Here is a 19,463-nt window from a genome sequence, read left to right as displayed (position 1 = left end):
GGGGTGAGCGGGACCTGCAGGAGGGCGGCGGCCCGTCCCCCCGATGGCACGGGCCGCCGGTCGGTGGGGGTGGGTTCACCCGGCCGCGGTGAAGCGGACGGCGGCCAGGCGGAAGTCGCCGTGCAGGGTCACGGTCAGGTCGTGGACGCCCTGCAGCGGGGCGACCAGCTCGGCCGCGCCGCTCGCCCACGCGTGGTGGTTGCCGGTGACGGGCACCTCGAGCTCCGCCAGGGACCGGTCGCCGACCCGCACTCCCAGCCGTGCCGCGCCGGTGCGCTCGCCCTCGCGGGCGGTCTCGGTCTCGACCCGGGCGGCCCCGGTGAGGTCCACGGCGCGGAAGAGCAGCGTGGCGGGCTGCGCCGGGTCGGTGGGCGTGACGGCGTCGCCGGCGGTACGGCTGGCGTCCACCAGGGTGGCGTTCTCGTAGTCGTCGAAGTCCACCGCCGGGATGCGGCGGCCGAGGCCCGCGCGGGGTGCGGGGGCGGTTCCGGTCACGGTGAGCGGCGCGGTGAGCACCGGGTGGCCGGCGCTGCGGGCGACGATCACCTCGTAGCCGCCGGGGTCGACGGCGAAGGCTCCGGTGGCGACGTCCCAGTGGGCGAGCTGCTCGGCCGGCAGCCGGAACGCCAGCTCGCGGCTCTCCCCCGGCTCCAGCGCGACCTTGCGGAAGTCGGCCAGCCGCAGCAGGGGCGCCTCGTACCGGGGCGCGAGAGCGCGGACGTAGACCTGGACCACCTCGCTGCCCGGCCGCTGCCCGGTGTTGGCCAGCGTCACCGTGAGATCGAGCGCGCCGTCCTGACTGATCGACGGCTGCGACAGGCGCAGGTCGCGGTAGGCGAACTCGGTGTAGGAGAGCCCGTGGCCGAAGGGGTAGCGCGGGGTGGGGCGGTGGTACTGGTAGGTCCAGCCCGCCTTGATCACGTCGTAGTCGAGCGGGGCCGGCAGCGGGTCGTCGCCCCGGTACCAGGTCTGCGGCAGGCGGCCGGCCGGCTCGGCCTTGCCGAGCAGGACGGCGGCCAGCGCGTTGCCGCTCTCCTGCCCGCCGTGCGAGGTCCACACCACGGCGGGCAGGTGCTCGTCGGCCCAGTCGAGGGCGTAGGGGTAGCTGCTCATCACGGCCAGCGCCGTCTCGGGGCGGACGGCCGCGACCGCGCGCAGCAGCTGCTCCTGGCCGTCGGGCAGCTCGATGCCCGCGCGGTCCTCGGTCTCCCGGCCGTTGATCATCGGGTGGTTGCCCAGCACGACCACCGCCACGTCGGCCGCCTCCGCGGCCGCGCGCGCCTCGGCCAGGCCGTCGCGCACCAGCTCGCGCTGCCAGCGCTCGGCCTCGGCGGCAGTCTGCCTGTGAGCGCTCACACGACCGTCCGCCGAATCCACGCCTACGTACCGCCCGGTGAAGACGTTGAACAGCACCACCTCGTCCGGGCCCACCGGTTCGAGCCGGAAGGTCTCCTTGACGAACCAGCTCTTGATCAGGCTCTGGTCGGCGGCCAGCACGTCGTCGTCCTGCAGGCTCAGGTAGCGGCCGGATTCGGCGTCGCGCAGGGTGAAGGCGCCGCCGCCCCAGTCCGTCAGGTCGAGGGCGGACTTGCCGAGCAGCTCGCCCGTGGTGCGCGAGCGCAGCGTGATCCGGTCCGAACCGTCCACCTGCAGCACGTCGGCGCCGGCAGCAGCCAACCCGGCCGCGACACCGACCTGGTACGGCATGGTGCCGCTGTACCAGTCCTCGAACAGGGTGTCACCGAGCGGCCCGATCACGGCGATCCGGGGAGCACGGGCCGCGTCCAGCGGCAGCAGGCCGTCGTTCTTGAGCAGCACCGTCGAATCGACGGCGGCCCGCCGGGCCAGCTCGCGGTGCTCGGGGCAGTCGATCACCTCGGGGCCGGTCCCCGCGTACGGGTCCAGCTCGGGGTCGAACTCACCGAGGCGGAACCGCAGTTCCAGCTGCCGCCGGACGGCGCGGTCGACGTCCTCCTGCGTCAGCAGGCCGCGCTCCAGCGCCTCGCGCAGGCGGCCGACCACCGTCTCACTGTCCTCCCCGTGGTCGGTGAAGCTGTCGATACCCGCCTTCAGCGCGGCCGCGTGGGATTCGGCGTGGTCATCGAAGTAGTGCTCCAACTCGACCAGGTTGGAGGGGGCTTCGGCGTCGCTGACCACGAACAGCTCGTGGCCGGTCGGCCGGGCCCAGCGGCGCAGCTCCGCCTCGATCAGCGGACTGACGTGGCAGGGGCGGCCGTTGACCAGGTTGTAGGCGGCCATCGCGCCGGTCGCGGCGCCGGCGGCGACCACCGGGCGGAAGGCGGCCAGGTCGTACTCCTGGAGCACGCGCGGGCGCAGCCCGGAGGAGGTGGTGCAGCGGCCGTCCTCGTTGTTGTAGGCGAGGAAGTGCTTGAGCACCGGGGCGGTGCGCAGGTAGACCGGGTGGTCACCGGCGAGCCCCCGGCAGTACGCCTCACCGATCCGGGCGGTGTGCACGGGATCCTCGGAGTAGGCCTCCTCGTTGCGCCCCCAGCGCGGGTCGCGCAGCAGGTTGAGCACGGGGGCCCAGGCCTGCAGCGAGTTGGCGCCGCGCTCGGCGGTGCCGATCGCCGGGGTGCGGTGGGCATGGAAGGCGCGCAGCTCGGTGGAGACCGCGTCGGCGACCCGGTGCACCAGGCCTTCGTCCCAGCTGGCGCCGAGGCCGACGGCCTGCGGGAAGACCGTGGCCTCCCCCAGCCACGCGACGCCGTGCAGCGCCTCGCTGCCGGTGCGGAACGGGCCGACGCCCAGCCTCGGCACGGCCGGTGCGTACTGGTGCAGCATCGCGAGCCGTTCCCCCGGTGCGAGCCGGTCGAGCAGGTCGTCGACACGCTTGCGCAGCGGCTGTTCGGGATCACGGAAGACGGGCAGGTCGGCAGCGGACACGGGAACGGAACTCAACGGGAACACCCTTCGATGGAGCTGGGTTCGGCGGTCGTTCATCGAAGCGCTTCGACGCTGACACGCTCCTGTTTCCCTGTCAACACCCCTGGAAACAACTGACTTTGAATTTGTTCAGGCTCTTGCCCAACTGGAAACGCGTCGTTAGTCTCGCCGAAACATCCAAGCGCTTCGACACCTTCGACACCTTCGACGAAGAGGGGCCACGCCGCCATGAGATCCGGGTTGAGCCGCAGGAGCTTCCTGAACACCGCCGCCACGGTCGCGGGGGCCGCCGCGATGACACCGCTGCTGTCCGCATGCGGCGACGGCGGCGGCCAGAAGGCCGCCGCGAACACGAAGGAGGGCCTCAAGTCAGCCCTGCCGACGTACGTGCCGAACGCCCAGGCCGTCAAGCCCGACATAGCCCCGGTCGCGGGCGGGGCCGACGCCGCCACCGACCCCGGCTACCTCTCCTATCCGGCGTCCCCGCCCGCCAGCGTCTCCGGAATCCCCGGCAAGGGCGGCAGCTACACCGCCGTCACTCCGCTGTGGGGCACCAACCCGCCGGTCGGCAACTCCTTCTTCCAGGCCATGAACAAGGCCCTGGGAGTGGATCTCACCATCAAGTCGGCGGACGGCAACCACTACGACACCATCGTCCCCACCATGACGGCCGCCAAGAAGCTGCCCGACTGGATCACCCTGCCGTCCTGGTGGGATCCCAACTTCAACACCGGCGAACTGACCGGCACCCAGCTCGCCGACCTGACGCCGTACCTGTCCGGCGACAACATCAAGAAGTACCCGAACCTGGCCGCCATCCCCACCAGCACCTGGCAGGTCGGAGCCTGGGGCGACAAGCTCTACGGCATCCCCTGCTTCTCCACCGGCTTCGCCATCGCCGGGCTCGTCTACTACCGCCAGGACGTCCTCGAATCCCGTGGCATCACCGGGGACCAGGTGAAGTCCGCCGACGACCTGATGAACCTCGGCAAGGAACTCACCGACGCCAAGCGGGGCGTGTGGGCCTTCGACGACGTGTGGACCTACCTCTACACCGCCTGGGGCGCCCCGCAGAAGTGGAAGCTCGACAACGGCAAGCTGGTCCACCTCTTCGAGACCCAGGAGTTCCTGGAGGCCCTCGACTGGCACTACCGCCTGGCGACCTCCGGCTACGTCCACCCGGACACGCTCGCCGGCAACACCGACGGCGCCACCCGGTTCTACAGCGGGAAGGTGCTCATCCAGGGCGGCGGTACGGGCGGCTGGAACCTGAGCGACCACCAGTCCGGCGTCGCCGCCTCCCCGAACTACCGCCGCGGCGGCTTCAACTCCTTCTCCGCCGACGGCAAGGGCACCACTCCCATCTACATGGGCGCCTCCACCAGCATCATCAGCTACCTCAACGCCGCCCTGAAGCCGGCCCAGATCGAGGAACTGCTCGCGGTCGCCGACTACCTCGCCGCGCCCTACGGCACCGCCGAGTACACCCTGGTCAACTTCGGCGTCGAGGGCGTCCACCACCACCGCGTGAACGGCGTGCCGACCTTCACGGACGAGGGCAAGAAGGACGTCCAGGCGCAGACCTACCCCTTCCTCTGCGCACCCGCGTCGGTGATGAGCAACCCGGGCGCCGACGTCGTCACCAAGGACTGCGCGGCCTGGCAGGCCGCCAACGTCAAGACGCTCACCAAGCCGCTGTTCTGGGGCATGAACTACACCATGCCGCAGCCGATCGCCGCCGCCGAGGCCGCGAAGTCCGTGAACGACACCGTGATCGACTGCTACCACGGCAAGAAGAAGGTCTCCGACGTGCAGGCTGTCATCTCCGCCTGGCGCTCGGGCCCCGGCGAGCGGCTCAAGCAGTGGATGACCGACAACGTCCTCGACAAGTACGGCACGGGGCAGTGAGCACCACGGGGTCGCAGAACTCCGCCCGGCTCGGCTGGCGGATCAGGCTGCGCCGCGACCGGTCGCTCCTGCTGATGACGGTGCCCGCCGCCGTCCTGCTCCTGGTCTTCAACTATGCGCCGCTGTTCGGCGTGGTCACCGCCTTCCAGGACTACGACCCGCTGGTGGGCGTCTGGCACAGCGAGTGGGTCGGCTTCGACCAGTTCCAACAGCTCTTCAACGACCCGGCGTTCTGGGCCGCGCTGAAGAACACGCTGTACCTGAGCTTCGTCCAGCTGGTGCTCTTCTTCCCCATCCCCGTAGCGCTCGCCCTGCTGCTCAACTCCGTGGTGAGCGAGCGGATCCGCAACTTCTTCCAGTCCGTGGTCTACCTGCCGCACTTCTTCTCCTGGGTGCTGGCGGTCACCATCTTCCAGCAGATGCTCGGCGGCGCCGGCGCGCTCAACCAGTTCCTGCGCCAGCACGACCTGGCCACCTGGGACATCATGACCAACCCGCACACCTTCGCGCTGCTGACCACCTCCCAGGCGGTCTGGAAGGAGGCGGGCTGGGGCATCATCGTCTTCCTCGCCGCGCTCAGCGCCATCAACAGCGAGCTGTACGAGGCCGCGGCGGCGGACGGCGCGGGGCGGATGCGGCGGATGTGGCACATCACGCTGCCGGGCCTGCGCGGGGTGATCGTGCTGATGCTGGTGCTGCGCCTGGGCAACGCCCTCTCCGTCGGCTTCGAGCAGTTCCTGATCCAACGGGAGGCCGTCGGCCACGAAGCCGCCGACGTCCTGGACACCTTCTCCTTCTACTACGGCATCGCCACCGGCGGCTACAGCTTCGGCGCGGCGGCCGGACTCTTCAAGAGCGTGGTCTCCCTCCTGCTCATCTGGGGCGCAAACAAGCTGGCCCACGCCTTCGGCGAGGACGGGTTGTACCGACGATGACCAACGCACTCACCATCAGCTCCCGGCCGGAGCAGGCCCGCACCGCGGCGGCCTCCCGGCAGCGGGCCCGCTCCGCCCGGCCGCCCTGGGAGGAGCCGCCGACCGCCGTCGGCCAGGCCGCGAAGGGGATCACGCTCGGCACGACGCTCGCCGTCATCCTGGTACCGCTCTGGATCATCGCGCTGACCAGCGTCTCCACCCCCGGCGCCGTCAACCGGGCCGGCGGACTGGTGATCTGGCCCGACGGCATCACCTTCGAGACGTACCGCCAGATGCTGGGCGACCCGACCGTACGCACCGCGCTGCTGGTGAGCCTTGGCGTCACCGTGGTCGGCACCGCCGTCTCGATGGCCGTCTCCGTCCTGTGCGCCTACGGCCTCTCCCGGCCCCGCTCGCTCGGGCACCGCTTCGTGCTGATGCTGCTGATCATCACCATGTTCGTCGGCGGCGGCCTGATCCCCAGCTTCCTGGTGGTCACCGGGCTCGGCGGCTACGGCCAGTGGTGGGCGCTGATCCTGCCGAGCGCGGTCTCCGTCTTCAACATCCTGGTGCTGCGCGCCTTCTACCAGGACACCTCCTCCGAGCTCATCGACGCCGCCCGGATGGACGGCGCCGGCGAATGGCGGATCCTCTGGTCCGTGGTGCTGCCCACCTCACGCGCCGTCACGGCGGTGACCACCCTCTTCTACGCCGTCGGCTACTGGAACTCCTTCTTCAACGTCATGCTCTACATGCCGACGGACAGTCAGAAGTGGCCGCTGCAGTACGTGTTGCTCACCTACGTCAACCGTGGCAACGGCCTGCCCGGCTCGGTCAACGCGGGTTTCGGCAGCACCCACGCACAGACGGCGCCGCTCTCCCTGCAGATGGCGGTCGTGGTCCTCACGCTGGTACCACTGGTGATCGTGTACCCGTTCGTGCAGAAGCACCTGCGCGCCGGTGTACTCACGGGCGCGATCAAGGGCTGAGCACCCAGGCCCTCATGCCCTCCACCGGAACCGATCGAGAGGAAGCAGAGCGATGGTGACACTCGCCGATGTGGCCAGGCACGCCGGAGTCTCCTCGAGCACGGTCAGCTACGCCCTCAGCGGCAAGCGGCCGATCTCCGACGAGACCAGGACGCGCATCGAACGGGCCATCACGGACTTGGGCTACCACCCCAACGCGGGCGCCCGGGCCCTGGCCGGCAAGCGTTCGCACATCATCGCCCTGGTCGTCCCGCTCCACCCCGAGGTCCACGTCCCGACGATGATGGAGATCGCCGTCACCGTCACCGTCACGGCCCGCGAACACGGCTACGACGTCCTGCTGCTCACCAACGACGAGGGCCCCGAAGGAGTGCGGCGGGTCGCCGCGGCCGGGCTGGCCGACGGGGTGATCCTGATGGACGTCCGGCTCGACGACGACCGCGTCCCGGTGCTGCGCGCCCAGGGCATCCCCGCCGCGCTCATCGGCCTGACCGACGACCTCGCCGGACTCTCCTGCGTGGACCATGACTTCGGCACGGCCGGGGCGCTCTGCGCCGACCACCTGGCCGACCTCGGCCACCGCGACGTCGCCTTCGTCGGCTACAGCAGCGGCGTCTACCGCCGCCACGCCGGCTACGCGGAGCGGACGCTCAACGGCTTCCGCGCCCGGGCCGAGCGGCGGGGCCTGCGCTTCCTCCACCGGCCCTGCGAGGGCACCTACGAGAGCACCGCCGGAACACTGGCCCGGATCTTCGCGGACCGGCCGGAGACCACCGGCTTCGTGGTCCAGAACGAGGCCGCCGTCGCCCCGCTGCTCAGCCTGCTGCGGGTGGGCGGGAAGACCGTCCCCGAGGACGCCTCGGTGATCGCCATCTGCCCCGACACCCTGGCCGAGCAGCACTCCCCCCGGCTCACCTCCGTGACCGGCCCGGGCAAGGAGCTCGGGCAGCTCGCCGTCGAGCAGGTGATGGCCCGGATCACCGCCGTCACCTCGGGCGGCGAAGCCCGGGACCAACTCCTGCTCACCCCGCCTCAGTTGATGCTGCGCGAGAGCACCGCACCGGCCCCGCGACGCCGTTGACACCACTACCGGAAAGACGGACACCCGATGCACATCCACCGGCTCACCGACCGCCTCGGCGGCCTCGCGTTCGGCGGCGACTACAGCCCTGAGCAGTGGGACGCCGACGTGTGGAAGCAGGACGACGAGTTGATGCACCAGGCCAAGGTCAACCTGGCCACCGTCGGCGTCTTCTCCTGGGCCCTGCTCGAGCCCGAGGAGGGCCGCTACGACTTCGAATGGCTCGACGCCCACCTGGACCGGCTGCACGCGGCCGGCGTCGCCGTCGACCTGGCCACCCCGACCGCCTCCCCTCCGCCCTGGTTCAGCCTGGCCCACCCCGACGCCCTCCCGGTCGGCCCCGACGGCACCCGGCTGACCCACGGCAGCCGCGACACCTACTGCGTCGCCGCCCCCGCCTACCGCCTGGCCGCCCGCCGGATCGCCGCCGCCCTGGCCGAACGCTACGGCGACCACCCGGCGCTCGCGCTGTGGCACGTCCACAACGAGTACGTGAGCCTCTGCTTCTGCGACCACACCGCCGCCGCCTTCCGGGTCTGGCTGCGCGCCCGCCACGGCTCCCTCGACGCCGTCAACGAGGCCTGGAACACCGCGTTCTGGAGCCAGCGCTACACCGCGTGGGAGCAGATCCTGCCGCCCCGCGCCAGCCAGTGGCACCGCAACCCCGGCCAGTCCCTGGACTTCAGCCGCTTCTGGTCCGACGAGACGCTGGCCGCCTACCGCGAGCAGCGCGACGCGATCCGCGCGCACAGCGACCGCCCGGTGACCACCAACCTGATGCTGCCCGGCTACCAGAACCTCGACCTGTGGGCCTTCGGTCGCGAGGTCGACCTGGTCTCGGTCAACCACTACCCCACCGCGCCCGGGGTCGACGCCGCCGCCCACGCCGCCTTCGACGCCGACCGGGCCCGCTCCCTGGCCGGCGGCGCGCCCTGGCTGCTGATGGAGTCGGGCACCAACACGGTCTACGCGGGCGGGCGCGTCCTCGCCAAGGAGCCGGGCGACATCCTGCGCCACTCGCTGAGCCACATCGCCCGCGGTTCGGAGGGCGCGCTGTTCTTCCAGTGGCGCCAGTCCAAGGCCGGCGCCGAGCAGTGGCACTCCTCGATGGTCCCGCACGCCGGGCCGGACAGCCGCACCTTCCGCGAGGTCACGGCGCTCGGCGAGGCCCTCAGCCGGCTCGGCGAGCTGGCCGGTTCCTCCGTCCGGGCCGAGGTCGCCGTCCTGCACGACTCAAACGCCTGGTGGGCCATGAACGTCGACGGGCTGCCCTCCTCCGAGCTCGACTACCTCGGCCCGCTGCGCCGCGCCCACCGGACGCTCTGGGACGCGGGCACCACCGTCGACTTCGCCCACCCCGAGCACGACCTGGGCCGCTACCGGCTGGTCCTCGCCCCGGCCCTGTTCCTGCTCACCGACGCGGCCGCCGAGAACCTCCGCCGCTACGTGGCCGCCGGCGGCACCCTGCTGGTGCAGCACTTCAGCGGACTGGTGGACGAGCGCCTGCACGCCCGCCTCGGCGGGTACCCGGCCGCACCGCTGCGCGAGGCGCTCGGCATCCGGGTCGAGGAGCACCGCCCGCTGGCGCAGGGCGCGGAGATCACGCTCTCCGACGGGTCGACGGCCACCGTCTGGAGCGAGTCCCTGCGCACCGAGGGCGCCGAGGCGGTGGCGGCGTACACCCACGGCATGCTGACCGGCCGACCGGCCCTCACCCGGCACGCCTTCGGCTCCGGCCAGGGCTGGTACCTCTCCACCCGGCTGGACGACTCCGGCTACCGCGACCTGGTCGGCCGCCTGCTCGCGGACGCCGGGGTCGCCGCCGAACTGCCCGACCTGCCGCCCGGGGTCGAGGCCGTCACCCGGTACGCGGCCGACGGACGCCGCTGGCAGCTGCTGACCAACCACCGCGCCGGGACCGTACCGCTGCCGGAGCCCGGCCACGACCTGCTCACCGGCGGTCCGCTGCACCAACTGCCGCCCGGCGGCTGCGCCGTCCTGCACAGGCCCTGAACACACCTCCCCTACCGAGGAAAGCCGTCATGACAGAGCCGCGTGAGACGATCCGCTGGGGCCACCGGGCCCTCCAGCTGGAGATCAGCCTGGGCGAGCACGGCACCCCCCGGCTGGTCCGCATCGGCCCGCCCGGCGAGACCGGGCCCGGCCAACTGCCCGGCGCACCGCTGCCGTTGGTGGAGGTGACCGCGGCCGGCCAGGGCCGCCACTGGTCGGGGCGCCACCTCGTCGACACCACCATCGGTGCGCGCCTGCGCCACCGCTCCCACCGCACCGCGCGGGAGGGTGACTGGCACCTGCTCACCGTGGAGCTCCACGACCCGCAGACCGGCCTGACCGCCGAGGCGCACTACCGCTCCCCGGACGGGGCGCCGGTGCTGCGCGGCGAGGTGGTGCTGCGCAACGACGGCACACAGCCGCTCCACCTGGAGTCGGCGGGCTCGCTCGTGGCGGGCTGCCTCACCGAGGGTGGGCCGGCCACGCTGGACACCGCCGATCTGCTGTGGGCGGAGAACGACTGGTTCGCCGAACTCCGCTGGCAACGCGAGCCGTTGCGGGTGTCCTCCCCCGACCGGGGCGGCCGCTTCCACTACCGCGCCGGGCGCAGCTCGCGCGTGGTGGCCGGGCAGGGCGTCTGGTCCAGCTGCGGCCACCTGCCGATGGGCGGCCTCACCGACCGGGTGTCCGGCCGGACTTGGCTGTGGCAGATCGAGCACAACGGCGGCGGCTGGCGCTGGGAGTGCGGGATCCGTGACGACTCGGCGTACCTGGCGTTGCACGGCCCCACCGACGCCTCCCACGGCTGGCGCCACGCGCTGGCGCCCGGGGCCGAGTTCCGCACCGTGCCGGTGGCACTGGCCCTTGCCACGACGGGCGGGCCGGACGGCGCCTTCGCCGCGCTCACCCGCTACCGCCGGGCCACCCGCCGCCCGCATTCCGACCACCAACGGCTGCCGGTGGTGTTCAACGACTACATGAACTGCCTGATGGGCGACCCGACCACCGCCAAGCTGCTGCCGCTGGTCGACGCCGCCGCCGAGGCCGGGGCGGAGTACTTCGTGATCGACGCCGGCTGGTACGCCGAGAAGGACGAGAACTGGTGGAAGAGCGTGGGCGCCTGGGAGCCCTCCACCTCCCGGTTCCCCGGGCCGGACGGGATCCACGAAGTCCTGGACCGCATCCGGGAGCGGGGCATGGTCCCCGGCCTGTGGCTGGAGCCGGAGGCGGTCGGGGTCGCGAGCCCGCTCGCCGAGTCGCTGCCGGAGGAGGCGTTCTTCCGCCGCGAGGGGCGCCGGGTCGAGGAGGCGGGCGGCCGGTACCAGCTGGACCTGCGCCACCCGGCCGCCCGGGCCCACCTGGACGAGGTGGTGGACCGCCTGGTCGGCGACTGGGGTGTCGGCTACCTCAAGCTCGACCACAACACCGACCCGGGCTCGGGCACCAGCGCCCACCCGGGCGAGGCCCCGGCGGCGGGTCTGCTCGGCCACAACCGCGCCCAGCTCGACTGGCTGGACGGCATCCTGGACCGGCACCCGGCCCTGGTGCTGGAGAACTGCGCCTCCGGCGGCATGCGGCTGGACCACGCCCTGCTCTCCCGCCTGCAACTGCAGTCCACCAGCGACCAGCAGGACTTGCTGCACTACCCGCCCATCGCGGTGTCGGCCCCCACCGCTGTCACTCCCGAGCAGGGCGCCGTCTGGGCCTACCCGCAGCCGACGGACTCGCTCGAGGAGACCGCGCTGACCATGGCCAACGCACTGCTCGGCCGGATCCACCTCTCCGGTCGGATCGCCGAACTCTCTGCTAAGCAGCGCGAGTTGGTTCATGAGGCAGTGGCCGCGCACAAGGCGATCCGCGCCGACCTGCCGCACGCCCTGCCGAGCTGGCCGCTCGGCCTCCCGGCCTGGGAGGACCCGTGGCTCGCCCTGGCACTGCACACCCCGGCCGCCACCTACCTGACCGTCTGGCGCCGCTCCGGCGCCGAGGCCGAGCGGCGCCTCACCCTCCCCCACCTGCGCGGCGCCGGCCTGCGCACCGAGGTGCTCTACCCTGCCGCCACCAAGGCCACCACCGACTGGCACCCCGACACGGCGACCTTGACCGCGACCATGCCGACGGCGCCGTCCGCCGTCCTGTTCCGGCTCACCGTCCAGTAACGGCAAGGGAGTTGTCCATGCCGCCGACAGCCGCGCGCGCACCGCCGCGGCCCCGCATCGATCGGAACACGCTTCGCGTCCGGGTCCGACCCCAAGCAGCCGCACCGGGCCCTCACCGTCCAGATCGCGGGAGTTCGTTCCCCACTCGAACGCCACGCACCCCCACCCACTGGAGGGACGCATGAACCTGTCCGCCCACACCTGTCATGAGCGCATCACCGCAGTCGCAGCGGCCCTGGCACTCGCGGCCACCGCCGCGATCGCCGCCGTCGCACCGCCCGCCGTCGCCGATTCGCCCGCGGTAACCGCCTCGGCCTCGGTGAACGTCTCGGTCGACGCCGCCCTGCAACTCGCCACCTTCCCCACCACCGGCATCGGCGTCAACACGGCGGTCTTCGACGCCACCATGAACGACTCCGCCACCCCCGGTCTGCTCCGCACCGCCGGCCTGGGCGTCGTCCGCTACCCCGGCGGCAGCCACTCCGACGTCTACCACTGGCAGACCGGCACCGCCTCCGGCGGCGCGTACGTGGCCCCGAACACCGGCTTCGACGCCTTCATGGGCACCATGCACAGCGCCGGCACCCAGCCGATCATCACCGTCAACTACGGCTCCGGCACCGCCCAGGAGGCCGCCGACTGGGTCAGGTACGCCAACGTCACCAAGGGCTTCGGCATCAAGTACTGGGAGGTCGGCAACGAGGTCTACGGCAACGGGGAGTACAGCAACGGCAGCGGCTGGGAGTACGACACCCACAGCAGCAAGAGCGCCACGACCTACGCGACCAACCTGGTGCAGTACATCTCGGCGATGAAGTCGGCTGACCCGGGCATCAAGATCGGCGCCGTACTCACCACTCCCGGCGGCTGGCCGGACGGCATCGTCGGCCCGGGCGACACCATGGACTGGAACCACACCGTCCTCTCCCTCGCCGGTTCGAAGGTCGATTATGTGATCGTTCACACCTACCCGGGCAGCACCAGCCCGGCCGACCTGCTCACCAAACCGCAGGCCGAGATCCCGACCATCGCCGGCACCGTACGCTCGCTGATCAACCAGTACGCCGGGACCAACGCCCCGAACGTCGGCATCGCGGTGACCGAGGCGAACGCCACCAGCTACCGGGACACCTCGCCGAACGGCCTGTTCGCGCCGGACACCTACCTCACCTGGCTGGAGAACGGCGCGTTCAACGTCGACTGGTGGGCCCTCCACAACGGCGTCGACTGCACCGGCCTGAGCACCGTCGAGGGGGCCACCGAGTACAACGACTACGGCATGGTCTCCAGCGGCGCCTCCTGCGAGCCCGCCCTGAACACCCCGTTCCCCGCCTACTACGGCACCCAGATGATCAGCAAGCTGGGCGCCCCCGGCGACACCCTGGTCAAGGCGGGCAGCTCCTCCTCGCTGCTCTCCGCCCACGCCGTCCGCGCCGCGGGCGGCGACGTGAACGTCATGCTGATCAACAAGGACCCGAACAACGCGGCCACCGTGAACCTCTCCTACAACGGGTTCACCGTCTCCACCGCCACCCCGACCGTCTACTCCTACCTCAAGAACGGCCACGCGATCACCGCCGCCCAGAGCGGCAGCGCGAGCACCCAGACCGTGCCCGCCTACGGCATCACGGTCGTTCAGCTGCACCCGGCCGGCGCACCCTGCCGGGTCGTCTACAACAGGAGCGAGTGGCCCGGCGGCCTGATCGGCACCGTCACCGTCATCAACAACTCGCTCGGCCAGGTCAACGGCTGGAGCCTCGGCTTCAACTTCGCCGGCGACACCACCGTCACCACCAGCTGGAACGCCTCGGTCACCCAGAGCGGCCCGAGCATCAACGCCGCGAACGTCTCCTACAACGCCTCCGTCCCGCAGGGCGGCAGCGTCCAGTGGGGCTTCAAGGGCGCCTGGTCCGCCGGCGACGGCAACCCGCCCGCCTTCTGGTTCAACGGCACCTCCTGCGCGATCGGCTGAGCCTCCCCAGAGCCCGTCCGGCCGGTCGCGCCGGGCGGCCCCGAGCCGGTGCCCCGGGACCTGACAGCCCGGGGCACCACCCCACCCACCACCGAAGGAACCGACCACGTGTCAGCACAGCCCGAGCTCGGCCCCACCGTGTCCAACCCGGTGATCCCCGGCTTCCACCCCGACCCGAGCGTCTGCCGCGTGGGCGACGACTACTACCTGGCCTGCTCCAGCTTCGAGTACTTCCCCGGCATCCCCGTCTTCCACAGCCGCGACCTGGTGCACTGGACCCAGATCGGCAACGCCCTGGAGCGGCCCAGCCAGCTGCGGCTGCCCCGCGAGATGCCCTCCTCCGCCGGGATCTACGCGCCGACGCTGCGCCACCACGACGGCCGGTTCTGGCTGATCGTCACCAACGTCGGCGACGGCGGCAACCTGCTCTTCAGCGCGACCGACCCGGCCGGCCCCTGGTCCGACCCGGTCCGGCTGCCCGGCGTCCCCGGCATCGACCCGGACCTCGCCTGGGACGAGGACGGCACCTGCTGGGTCACCGTCGCCGGGGTCTCCCAGGTCCGTCTGGACCTGGCCACCGGCGAGACCGTCGGCGAGGTGGAGCGGACCTGGTCCGGCACCCCCGGCGCCCAGGCCCCAGAGGCCCCGCACCTGTACCGGATCGGCGACTACTGGTACCTGCTGATCGCCGAGGGCGGCACCGAACGCGGCCACGCCGTGGCGATCGCCCGTGGCCTCACCCCGACCGGGCCGTTCGAGGCCTGCCCGGCCAACCCGATCCTGACCCACCGCGGCACCCACCGCCCGATCCAGAACACCGGCCACGCCGACCTGGTCCAGGCCCCCGACGGCTCCTGGTGCCTGGTACTGCTCGGCGTGCGGCCCGGCGGCGGCACCCCCGGCTGGCACGTGCTCGGCCGGGAGACCTTCCTCGCCCCCGTCGAGTGGGTGGACGGCTGGCTGGTCGTCGGCGAGCTCACCCCCGAACTGCCCGCCCCCGCCTGGCCGCTGCACCCCGTCCCCGCCGAGCCCGCCCGGGACGAGTTCGACGGCGCCGAGCTGCACCCGCGCTGGATCTCGGTCCGTGAACGCTCACACCACCTGTGCACCACGAAGGAACGATCCGGCTGGCTGACCCTGCGCGCCGTCGGCGCCTCGCCGGACGAGAACGACGTGGTGTTCGTCGGCCGTCGCCAGCAGCACCTCTCCTGCCGCGCCCGCACGCTGACCGACCCCGCCGAGGGCCGCGGCGGCCTGACCGTCCGGCTGGACGAGGAGCACCACTACGAGATCGAGGCCGGCGCCGGCGAGGTGAGGGTGTACGCCCGGATCGGCCCGCTGCGCACCGAGGTCGCCGCCCACCAGGTGCCCGCTGGTCCGGTGGTGCTCGGCGTCGACATCACCGAGACGCCACCGCGCGAGGCACGCTCCGGCCCGGACGAGCTCTCCTTCGGCTTCGAGGCCGCGGACGGCAGCTTCACCGTGCTCGCCGCCCTCACCGGCCGCTACCTCTCCACCGAGGTGGCCGGCGGCTTCACCGGCCGGGTCATCGGCATGTACGCCGCCGAAGGCACCGTCCACTTCGACCGGTTCGACTACGAGCCGCTCGCCGCCTCCTGACCACCCGTCAGGGCTCCCCCACCCGATCACACGAAAGGGACGACACCTCATGAACGCCCCTCAGCAGGCCACGCGCCGTCGCCTTGGCCGGACGGCCGCTTGCCTGGTGGCCCTGGCCACCACCGGCAGCCTCGCCTGCGGCACCGCGATCGCCGCTCCGGCCGTCACCGCCGAAACCCGGCCGGCCGTCCGGGTGCCGGACAACCCCATGGACGCCGTCGCCCGGATGCAGCCCAGTTGGAACCTCGGCAACACCCTGGATGCCATCCCCGACGAGACCTCCTGGGGCAACCCGCTGACCACCAAGGCGCTCTTCGACCACATCAAGGCCGAGGGCTTCCGCAGCGTCCGCATCCCCGTCAGCTGGTACCCGCACCAGTCCGAGACCGCCCCGTACAGCGTCGACCCAGCGTTCATGAAGCGGGTCGAGCAGGTGGTGGACTACGCACTGGCCGACGGTCTGTACGTCGAGCTCAACGTGCACCACGACTCGTGGAAGTGGATCGCCGACATCGCGACCGACCACGACAAGGTGATGGCGCGCTTCAACTCGACCTGGCAGCAGATCGCCGCCACCTTCCGGGACGAGCCGCGCACGCTCCTCCTGGAGAGCGTCAACGAGCCGCAGTTCAACAACGCCACCGACGCCCAGAAGACCCAGTACATGAACGAGCTCAACACCTCGTTCCACACCATCGTGCGGGGCAGCGGTGGCAGGAACGCGAACCGCCTGCTCGTCCTGCCCACCCAGGGCTGCACCCCGTCCCAGCCGCTGATGGACGACCTGAACGCCGAGATCGCCACCCTGCACGACCCCAACCTGGTGGCCACCGTGCACTACTACGGCTACTACCCGTTCAGCGTGAACATCGCGGGCGGCACCAGCTACGACGCCCAGGACCAGAAGTACCTGGCCGACACCTTCGCCCTGATGCACAGCGAGTTCGTCGCCAAGGGGATACCGGTCTACCTGGGCGAGTACGGACTGCTCAGCGAGCCCGACTCCGGCACCGTCGAGCACGGGGAACTGCTGAAGTACTACGAGGACCTCAACTACCACGCCAAGCTCAACGGCGTCACCAGCGCCCTCTGGGACGACGCCAACTACCTGGACCGCACCGCCCTGCAGTGGCGCGAGCCGGACCTGATGGCCCTCATCAAGACCTCCTGGACCACCCGCTCCGGCACCGCCGCCACCGACAACCTCTTCCTGCCGAAGTCCGGTCCGATCGCGGCGCGGACCATCACCCTCAACCTCAACGGACAGCGCTTCACCGGGCTCTGGCAGGGCGATCAGCGCCTACGCCTCAACCGCGACTTCACCCTGGACGGCGACCAGCTGACCCTCACCGCCGGGGCGCTCACCCGGCTGGCCGGCGACCGCGCCTACGGGGTGAACTCGACCCTCCAGGTCCGCTACTCGCACGGCCGGCCCTGGGAGCTCCACGTGATCTCCGCCGACCGCCCGGTGGTCTCGGACGCCACCGGGACCACCGCGTCGCTCAGCATCCCCACCCAGTACCGGGGTGACCTGCTGGCGACCATGGAGTCCAAGTACGCCGACGGCAGCAACGCCGGCTCGGCGAGCTGGACCGCCTTCCAGGCGTTCAACTCGGCCTTCGCGCCCGACTACGCGGGCAACGCCCTGATCCTCAAGCCCGACTTCCTCAACGCGCTCAAGGACGGCGCCCCGGTTGCCCTCACCCTCCACTTCTGGAGCGGCGCCACCGTTTCCTACCAGGTCACCAAGTCCGGTGGCACGGTGACCGGTTCCGCCTCCTGACCGTACTCCACCCCGCCCCGGCCGCCTCCTCCCCGGCGGCCGGGGCCTCGCCACGCCCCGAGATGCCATCCATGCCTGCCCTGCCCCCGCGCGTACGGTTCGGCGCCGCCTACTACCACGAGTACCAGCCGTACGAGCGGCTCGCGGAAGACCTCGACCTGATGGCCGAGGCGAGGCCGGCCGCCAGGTGCGGATCCTGCACTCCCGTCAGCTGCACGACGCGACACGCGAACGCGCCGACCTGGCACCCGAGTCGGCGGCGCAGCGCCACCCCGTGCTGGTCGTCCCCGGGCTCTACCTCGCCGAGGACTCGCTGCTCGACTGGCTCGCGGCCTACGCCGAGGCGGGCGGCCATCTGGTGCTCGGCCCGCGCACCGGCTACGCCGACCACGAGGGCCAGGCCCGCCACGAGACGGCGCCGCCGCGCCTGTCGGCCGCCGCGGGCGCCTGGTACGGCGAGTTCAGCAACCTCACCCAGGACCTCCCGGTACGCCCTGCCCCCGGCAGCCCCCTCGAGCTGCCGCCCGGCACGACCGCGACCCGCTGGCTCGAGGGCCTCACCCCCACCGACGCCACGGTGCCGGCCGAGTACGACCACCCGCACTTCGGCCGCTGGCCCGCCGTCACCACCCGCGCCCACGGCGCCGGGCGGGTGACTTGCGTCGGCACCGTACCCGGCCGCGCCCTGGCCCGGGCACTCGCCGTCTGGCTGGCCCCGGCGCCCGTGAGCGGCTGGCACGGCCTGCCGGTCACCGTCACCGCGACCACCGGGACGGCGCCGGACGGGCGGCGCGTGCACGTGGTGCACAACTGGAGCGGGCAGCCTGCGGAGGCCCAGGCCAAGGTGGCGCTGACCGACGTGCTGACCGGTGCCGCCGTACCGGCCGGCGGGCCGGTCGCTCTGGGGGCCTTCGACGTCCGGGTGTTCGTGGTCTCCTGAACTACAGCGGAGAAGCGGTAGACCGTGGTCGACCGGTACTCCTCCCCCGGACGCAGGACGGTGGAGGGGTATTCGGGGCGGTTCGGCGAGTCCGGGAAGTGCTGCGTCTCCAGCGCCACGCCCGCGTACCGGCTGTACGGGCGGCCCGAGCGGCCGGTCAGCGAGCCGTCGAAGTGGTTGCCGGTGTAGACCTGCAGCCCGGGCTCCGTCGTCAGGCACTCGAGCCGCCGCCCGCTCACTGGGTGGCTCAGCACGGCGGCTCGGCGCAGCCCGGCACCGTCCAGCACCCAGTTGTGGTCGAAGCCCGTGCCGGCCAGGCGGATCTGCGGCTCCTCGGCGGTGACCCGCTCGCCCAGCACCGTCGCCGTGCGCAGGTCGAAGGGCGTGCCGGTGACGGGGGTGACCGGGCCGAGCGGGATCAGGCCGGCGTCGACCGGCAGGTAGCCGGACGCCTCGACCCGGAGCTGGTGGTCGAGCGCGGTGCCGCTGCCCTCGCCGGCCAGGTTGAAGTAGGCGTGGTTGGTCAGGTTGACGACGGTCGGCGCGTCGGTGGCGGCGCGGTAGGTGATGGTGAGGGCGCCGTCGCCGTCCAGCAGGTAGGTCACCTCGGTGGTGAGGGCGCCGGGGAAGCCCTGGTCCCCGGCGGGGCTGTGCAGTTGGAGCCGGACTCCGGTCCGCCCGCCGTGCTGGACCGGGACGCCGTCCCACAGCCTGGTGGCGAAGCCGTCCGGTCCGCCGTGCAGGGTGTGGCCGCCCGCCTGGGTGGCCAGCGGGTGCGTGGCGCCGTCGAGCGGCAGCCGGCCGTCGGCGATCCGGTTGGCGTAGCGACCGGCCGTGGCGCCGAAGTAGGCGGCCTCGCCGAGCAGGTCCTCGGTGCGGTCGCTGGCCAGGACGACGTTGGCGTGCGCGCCGCTGCGGTCGGGCGCGTGCAGCGCCTGGAGGCGGGCACCGAGGCTGAGCACCTCTGCCGTCACGCCATCCGGCGAGCCGAAGGTCCACCTGGTGACGGGCCGTCCGTCCGGCAGTGTCGCCGCGGTCTCCTGGCGTACGGCAGCTGTCACGGTCACTTCCTGCTTCCTCGGCGGGACGGCTCTGGCGGGTGGCCTGTCGCCGCCGCGCGTTCCGTCCGGGGCAGGGGAGATCGTGCCGACGACAGACCAGGAGCATTGTTAGCGTTCAC

General features: G+C 72.0%; 12 protein-coding genes and 1 pseudogene. 10 read left to right on the top strand and 3 right to left on the bottom strand.

The window, feature by feature from the left end; genetic code table 11:
- Positions 1-75: 75 nt before the first annotated feature.
- A complete protein-coding gene (locus ABT095_RS19595; protein ID WP_350530705.1) occupies positions 76-2,919 on the bottom strand; it encodes a glycoside hydrolase family 3 C-terminal domain-containing protein in 2,844 nt (947 codons plus the stop codon).
- A 225-nt stretch (positions 2,920-3,144) separates the two neighbouring features.
- On the opposite strand from ABT095_RS19595, the gene ABT095_RS19590 reads away from it, so the two are divergent.
- From ABT095_RS19590 to ABT095_RS19550, 9 genes are all read left to right on the top strand, one after another.
- A complete protein-coding gene (locus tag ABT095_RS19590; RefSeq protein ID WP_350530704.1) occupies positions 3,145-4,812 on the top strand; it encodes an ABC transporter substrate-binding protein in 1,668 nt (555 codons plus the stop codon).
- Positions 4,809-5,747: an ABC transporter permease gene (locus tag ABT095_RS19585; protein WP_350530703.1), complete on the top strand. Its 939-nt coding sequence runs from the start codon at positions 4,809-4,811 to the stop codon at positions 5,745-5,747. The genes ABT095_RS19590 and ABT095_RS19585 overlap by 4 nt, the downstream gene beginning before the upstream one ends.
- On the top strand, positions 5,744-6,715 hold the full coding sequence (locus tag ABT095_RS19580) for a carbohydrate ABC transporter permease (protein WP_350530702.1): 972 nt from the start codon (positions 5,744-5,746) through the stop codon (positions 6,713-6,715). Before ABT095_RS19585 ends, ABT095_RS19580 begins: the two co-directional genes overlap by 4 nt.
- A 52-nt stretch (positions 6,716-6,767) precedes the next feature.
- The gene (locus tag ABT095_RS19575; RefSeq protein WP_350530701.1) at positions 6,768-7,796 is read left to right on the top strand and encodes a LacI family DNA-binding transcriptional regulator; all 1,029 of its coding nucleotides are present in this window, start codon (positions 6,768-6,770) and stop codon (positions 7,794-7,796) included.
- Positions 7,797-7,823: 27 nt separating this feature from the next.
- Positions 7,824-9,809 carry a beta-galactosidase gene (locus ABT095_RS19570; protein ID WP_350530700.1) on the top strand — a complete coding sequence of 662 codons (1,986 nt, stop codon included), beginning with the start codon at positions 7,824-7,826 and terminating at the stop codon, positions 9,807-9,809.
- Positions 9,810-9,838: 29 nt separating this feature from the next.
- The gene (locus ABT095_RS19565; RefSeq protein ID WP_350530699.1) at positions 9,839-11,968 is read left to right on the top strand and encodes an alpha-galactosidase; all 2,130 of its coding nucleotides are present in this window, start codon (positions 9,839-9,841) and stop codon (positions 11,966-11,968) included.
- 181 nt (positions 11,969-12,149) lie between these two features.
- Entirely contained in the window at positions 12,150-13,940 is a 1,791-nt protein-coding gene (locus tag ABT095_RS19560) for a cellulose binding domain-containing protein (RefSeq protein ID WP_350530698.1), read from the top strand.
- A gap of 108 nt (positions 13,941-14,048) precedes the next feature.
- Positions 14,049-15,560 carry a glycoside hydrolase family 43 protein gene (locus ABT095_RS19555; protein ID WP_350530697.1) on the top strand — a complete coding sequence of 504 codons (1,512 nt, stop codon included), beginning with the start codon at positions 14,049-14,051 and terminating at the stop codon, positions 15,558-15,560.
- 49 nt (positions 15,561-15,609) lie between these two features.
- Positions 15,610-17,343 carry a cellulase family glycosylhydrolase gene (locus tag ABT095_RS19550; protein WP_350530696.1) on the top strand — a complete coding sequence of 578 codons (1,734 nt, stop codon included), beginning with the start codon at positions 15,610-15,612 and terminating at the stop codon, positions 17,341-17,343.
- Positions 17,344-17,455: 112 nt separating this feature from the next.
- Here the strand turns inward: ABT095_RS19550 and ABT095_RS19545 are convergent, their stop codons facing one another.
- Positions 17,456-17,752 carry a hypothetical protein gene (locus ABT095_RS19545; protein ID WP_350530695.1) on the bottom strand — a complete coding sequence of 99 codons (297 nt, stop codon included), beginning with the start codon at positions 17,750-17,752 and terminating at the stop codon, positions 17,456-17,458.
- Here ABT095_RS19545 and ABT095_RS19540 point away from each other — a divergent pair.
- Positions 17,657-18,283 carry a beta-galactosidase trimerization domain-containing protein gene (locus tag ABT095_RS19540; protein WP_350530754.1) on the top strand — a complete coding sequence of 209 codons (627 nt, stop codon included), beginning with the start codon at positions 17,657-17,659 and terminating at the stop codon, positions 18,281-18,283. The two genes, ABT095_RS19545 and ABT095_RS19540, sit on opposite strands and share 96 nt — an antisense overlap.
- Positions 18,284-18,300: 17 nt before the next feature.
- Here the strand turns inward: ABT095_RS19540 and ABT095_RS19535 are convergent.
- A pseudogene (locus tag ABT095_RS19535) lies at positions 18,301-19,344 on the bottom strand (aldose epimerase family protein); the annotation flags it as partial.
- Positions 19,345-19,463 lie beyond the last annotated feature (119 nt).

The sequence above is a fragment of the Kitasatospora sp. NPDC002227 genome (assembly GCF_040296285.1).
Lineage (GTDB): Bacteria > Actinomycetota > Actinomycetes > Streptomycetales > Streptomycetaceae > Kitasatospora.
The sequence above is the reverse complement of the archived record's forward strand: the minus strand, read 5'-3'. Positions and strand labels throughout refer to the sequence as shown.

Coding starts and splice junctions, on each gene's coding strand:
- ABT095_RS19580 (WP_350530702.1), top strand. CDS start 5,744: ATGACCAACGCACTCACCATCAGCTCCCGGCCGGAGCAGGCCCGCACC.
- ABT095_RS19575 (WP_350530701.1), top strand. CDS start 6,768: ATGGTGACACTCGCCGATGTGGCCAGGCACGCCGGAGTCTCCTCGAGC.
- ABT095_RS19570 (WP_350530700.1), top strand. CDS start 7,824: ATGCACATCCACCGGCTCACCGACCGCCTCGGCGGCCTCGCGTTCGGC.
- ABT095_RS19565 (WP_350530699.1), top strand. CDS start 9,839: ATGACAGAGCCGCGTGAGACGATCCGCTGGGGCCACCGGGCCCTCCAG.
- ABT095_RS19560 (WP_350530698.1), top strand. CDS start 12,150: ATGAACCTGTCCGCCCACACCTGTCATGAGCGCATCACCGCAGTCGCA.
- ABT095_RS19550 (WP_350530696.1), top strand. CDS start 15,610: ATGAACGCCCCTCAGCAGGCCACGCGCCGTCGCCTTGGCCGGACGGCC.